Origin of the sequence: Promicromonospora kroppenstedtii DSM 19349, assembly GCF_000515355.1 — a bacterium.
In the GTDB taxonomy this organism is placed as follows: Bacteria; Actinomycetota; Actinomycetes; order Actinomycetales; family Cellulomonadaceae; genus Promicromonospora; species Promicromonospora kroppenstedtii.
Window position 1 is genome coordinate 167,247 of record NZ_KI911744.1, and the last position, 3,784, is coordinate 171,030.

The following is a 3,784-nucleotide window of genomic DNA, read 5'->3' on the forward strand; positions in this document are numbered from 1 at the left end:
CGGGCGCCGTCCGCGGCCGGGACGTCCTGGTCAACGGCGCCGGACCCATCGGGTGCCTGGTGGTGGCCGCCGCCAAGCACGCCGGGGCGGCGTCCGTCACGGCGGCCGACGTCTCCGACACGTCCCTGGCCGTGGCCAAGGAGCTCGGCGCGGACCACGTGCTGAACGTGGCGGGCGGCGACGCGCTGCCGCAGGACAGCGAGCTCGTCTTCGAGGCCTCCGGGGCGCCCTCCGCGCTCGGCGGCGTACTGCGGGCCACGGCCCGCGGCGGCACGCTCGTCCAGGTGGGCAACCTGCCCGGGGCTGCGGCACCGTTCGCGCTCGGTGACCTCGTGACCCGTGAGATCACCTGGGTCGGGGCCTACCGGTTCGTCGAGGAGATCAGCGACGCGCTCGCCGCACTGCGCGACGGGCTGGACGTGTCCGGCGTGGTCACGCACCGGTTCGGCATCGAGGACGCCGGCGCCGCGCTGGCCGCCGCCGCCGGGCCGGAGAGCAGCAAGGTGCTGATCCGCCTCGCCACGGCCTGACCGGTCGTCGCGTGCGGCGCTGTGGCATCGTGGCACCGCACGCGACATCGAGGTTCGAGGGGGAACGATGCGGGGTACCGATCTGCTGGTCGACGCGTTCGGCCGGATCCGGGAGACGGTGCACGGCGCGGTCCGCGGACTGGATCCCGACGAGCTCGCCTACCGGCCCGACGACGGGTCCAACTCGGTCGCCTGGCTCGTCTGGCACCTGACCCGGGTCCAGGACGACCACGTCGCCGACGCCGCGGGCACCAGCCAGATCTGGTCCGACGACGGCTGGGACCGCCGGTTCGGCCTGCCGTTCCCGGCCGAGGAGACCGGCTACCGGCACGACGCCGACCAGGTGGCCGCCGTCCGTGTCTCGTCCGGCGACCTGCTCACGGGGTACCACGACGCGGTGCACGACCGGACGGTGCGCTACCTGGACCGGCTGTCCGCCGACGACCTGGACCGCGTGGTCGACACGCGGTGGGACCCGCCGGTGACGCTCGGCGTGCGGCTGGTCAGTATCGTCAGCGACGACCTGCAGCACGCGGGTCAGGCGTCGTACGTGCGCGGCCTGGTGCTGCGGAGGCGCTGAACCCGCCGCCCCGCACCTGAAGGACCCGGATGCCGTTCACGCTCTCGCACCCTGCCGCGGTGCTGCCCTTCGTCCGCCGTCCGTTCAGCGCCGCCGCGCTCGTGGCCGGGGCCATGGCGCCCGACCTGCCGTACTTCGCGCGCAGCATGCCCGTGCCCGTGAGCGCGCAGTCCTGGTACGAGCCGTTCATGAACGCGACGACGTCGCACACCCTGGCCGGGGCACTGACCGTGAGCCTGCCGTACGCGCTGGCGCTGTACGGGTTCCTCCGGGCGGCACGGCAGCCGGTCGCAGGGCTGCTGCCTGGTGTCGTCGGGGCGGGTGGCGCTGTTGGTCCCAGGGCTCGGGGAGCCGGCGGGGCGCTCGTGCGGGCCGGGTGGGTGCTGGTGTCGCTGGTGCTCGGGATCGCGACGCACCTGGTGTGGGACTCCTTCACGCACGGCGACGGGTACGTGGTGACGCACGTGCCGCTGCTGAGCGCCACGGCGGTCGGCGACCTCACGTGGGCCCGCCTGCTGCAGCACGTGAGCACGGTCGTGGGACTCGTCGTCCTCGGGGTCTACCTGTGGCGCCGCCGCGACCGGTTGCCCGGGTGGGGCGGGATCGACACCGCCACCCGGCGGACCACCCGCCGGGGTCTGTGGGCGGTCGGCGGGGTCGCGGCGGCCGGTGCCGTGCTGAGCACGCTCCACTGGTGGTCGGCCGGCACGGCGTCCGACGGGATGGGGCTGACCGCCCGGGACGTGGTCGAGGGCGTGCTGTCCGACGTCGCTACCGGGGCCGGGGCGGCCCTGATCGTCGCGCTGGTGCTCTACGTCGCTGGCTGGTGGGCCGTGCGGGGTGTCACACGGGACGCACCCCGCTCGGACTGATCCGGCTCAGGGATGATCCGCGGGGCGTGGCAGCGTCCCGTGCTCGATCAGACGGTCGTAGACGTTCTCGAACGCGCTCGCCAGCTGTCGGGTCTGCGCCTCGGAGAGCGCGTCGAGGAACACCGAGCGCACGAACGCGACGTGGCCGGGCGAGGCCTCGGCCAGCAGGGCACGCCCCTGGGCGGTCAGGGTGACGTCCTTGGCCCTCCGGTCGCGGGCGCTCGGGGTGACCTCGACGAGATCCCGCCGGGCCATCCGCAGCACCTGGTGGGACACCCGGCTGCGTTCGGCGCCGATGCGCGTGGCGAGGTCGGAGACCGTCATCCTCCCGTCGTCCGCGCTGGTCAGCGCCACCAGGACGTCGTAGTCCGCCAGGGAGACGCCGGCGCCGGCCTGGAGCTGGTGGTTCATCTCGTACCGCAGGCGCAGGTGCACCTTCATGTATGCGTACCAGGCACGCACCTGGTCGTCGTCGAGGAACGCGTAGGGCGACTCGGGAGGGACCTCGTACCGGCCCATGCCGGTCAGCGGAACAGGACGGTGTAGACCTTCGCGAGGAGCCCCTCGCGGACGAAGCCCATGTCCACGCCACGGACCACCGGCGGCTCGCCCTCGGGTCCGAGCGCCCACGCCAGGTAGCCCATGTCCTGCACCTGGTAGAAGTCCCCGTCCGGCCGGAACACGAACCCCGGCGCGCCGTCCAGGATCTCCCGCACCTTGGCGTCGAGCGCCTCGTGGCCCTCCACCTGGCCCTCCGCGTCGGCGAAGACGACGTCCGCCGTGTACGTACGGCGGATCGCCTCGGCCCGGCGGTCGGGGTCCCGCTCGCCGAAGACCTCCAGCAGGTTGGCGCGCATCAGCTTCTCGAGCCTCGGGTCCGACATGACAGCCTCCAGATTTACGTGAAGTTTCACTTAAACTAGGTGCCCGCAGTCCGCCCGTCAAGCCGGTGGTGCGTTGACGCACATTCCGCGGTTCGTCGCGCGGGTTGTGCCCGGCGTCGGTGGAATGGTCCCCGAACGGGAGGGGATGAGCCGGTATGACCGCCGCACGCGCGCTGGAGATCGACGACTGGGTGCTGCACCGCCCGAACGTCGTGCGTTCCGTCGCGGCACGCGTGCCCGGCATCGACGCCGAGGAAGCCACCAGCCGCGCCCTGGAAAAGATGGTCCGCATCGTCTCCACCGGCGGCACCATCGACGACCCCGCCCCCTACTGGCGACGCGCCGCGGTCAACGAAGCCATCTCCATGACCCGCGAGGCCGGCCGCAGCCGCCCCGTCGAGGACGACACCCTCGCCGCCCTGACGCCTCCGGTGGCGGGGGCCGAGCTGGACGCCGAGCGACAGGCCGACGTGTCCATGCTCCGCGCCGCGCTGTCCGAGCTGGCCGACGACGACCGCAAGATCCTCCTGGACCGGCACGTCCGGGACATGGCCGTCGCGGACATCGCAGGGCACCTCGGTGTGCGCCCCCACGCCGTGACCATGCGGCTGCGCCGGGCCGAGGAACGCCTCGCCGGCGCGTTCGCCGCCGCCCACGCCCAGGACGTCAACGAGCCGGAGTGCCGCACGACGCGCGCCGCCATGCACGACTACCTCAAAGGCCGCCTCCTGCCCCGCCGGCAGCGACGCCTGGAGGTCCACATGGACGGCTGCGGCGAATGCACCCGCGCGTTCATCGACGTACGCGAGGTCTCCTGGATGCTCCGCGACCTCGGCCAACACCTCATCGCCGGCGGACTGCTCACCAGCGCCGCCGGCACCGCGGCCGGCGCTGCGGGCGCGGGCACGACCAAGCCGC

General features: G+C 73.4%; 6 protein-coding genes. 4 read left to right on the top strand and 2 right to left on the bottom strand.

Annotation, left to right across the window (positions count from 1 at the left end):
• The 3 genes from PROKR_RS25020 to PROKR_RS25030 form a co-directional block, all read left to right on the top strand.
• A partial coding sequence (locus PROKR_RS25020) for a zinc-binding dehydrogenase (protein ID WP_036969018.1) occupies positions 1-530 on the top strand: 530 nt, incomplete at its 5' end.
• A gap of 67 nt (positions 531-597) precedes the next feature.
• Positions 598-1,110, top strand: a complete 513-nt coding sequence (locus PROKR_RS25025) for a mycothiol transferase (protein WP_036969020.1) — start codon at positions 598-600, stop codon at positions 1,108-1,110.
• 29 nt (positions 1,111-1,139) lie between these two features.
• On the top strand, positions 1,140-1,982 hold the full coding sequence (locus PROKR_RS25030) for a DUF4184 family protein (RefSeq protein WP_036969022.1): 843 nt from the start codon (positions 1,140-1,142) through the stop codon (positions 1,980-1,982).
• Between the two features lie 6 nt (positions 1,983-1,988).
• Here PROKR_RS25030 and PROKR_RS25035 read toward each other — a convergent pair whose 3' ends face one another.
• Positions 1,989-2,501 (bottom strand): MarR family winged helix-turn-helix transcriptional regulator, encoded by a 513-nt coding sequence (locus PROKR_RS25035; RefSeq protein WP_036969023.1) that lies wholly within the window; start codon positions 2,499-2,501, stop codon positions 1,989-1,991.
• A gap of 5 nt (positions 2,502-2,506) precedes the next feature.
• A complete protein-coding gene (locus PROKR_RS25040; protein ID WP_036969025.1) occupies positions 2,507-2,866 on the bottom strand; it encodes a nuclear transport factor 2 family protein in 360 nt (119 codons plus the stop codon).
• A 155-nt stretch (positions 2,867-3,021) separates the two neighbouring features.
• Between PROKR_RS25040 and PROKR_RS25045 the strand changes: the two genes are divergently transcribed.
• Positions 3,022-3,784 (top strand): RNA polymerase sigma factor (locus PROKR_RS25045; RefSeq protein WP_036969028.1); only part of this gene is annotated, 763 nt, incomplete at its 3' end.

Bases quoted from the DNA above. Each gene is read 5' to 3' on its own strand.
- PROKR_RS25040 (WP_036969025.1), bottom strand. From the start codon at position 2,866: ATGTCGGACCCGAGGCTCGAGAAGCTGATGCGCGCCAACCTGCTGGAG.
- PROKR_RS25030 (WP_036969022.1), top strand. From the start codon at position 1,140: ATGCCGTTCACGCTCTCGCACCCTGCCGCGGTGCTGCCCTTCGTCCGC.
- PROKR_RS25025 (WP_036969020.1), top strand. From the start codon at position 598: ATGCGGGGTACCGATCTGCTGGTCGACGCGTTCGGCCGGATCCGGGAG.
- PROKR_RS25035 (WP_036969023.1), bottom strand. From the start codon at position 2,501: ATGGGCCGGTACGAGGTCCCTCCCGAGTCGCCCTACGCGTTCCTCGAC.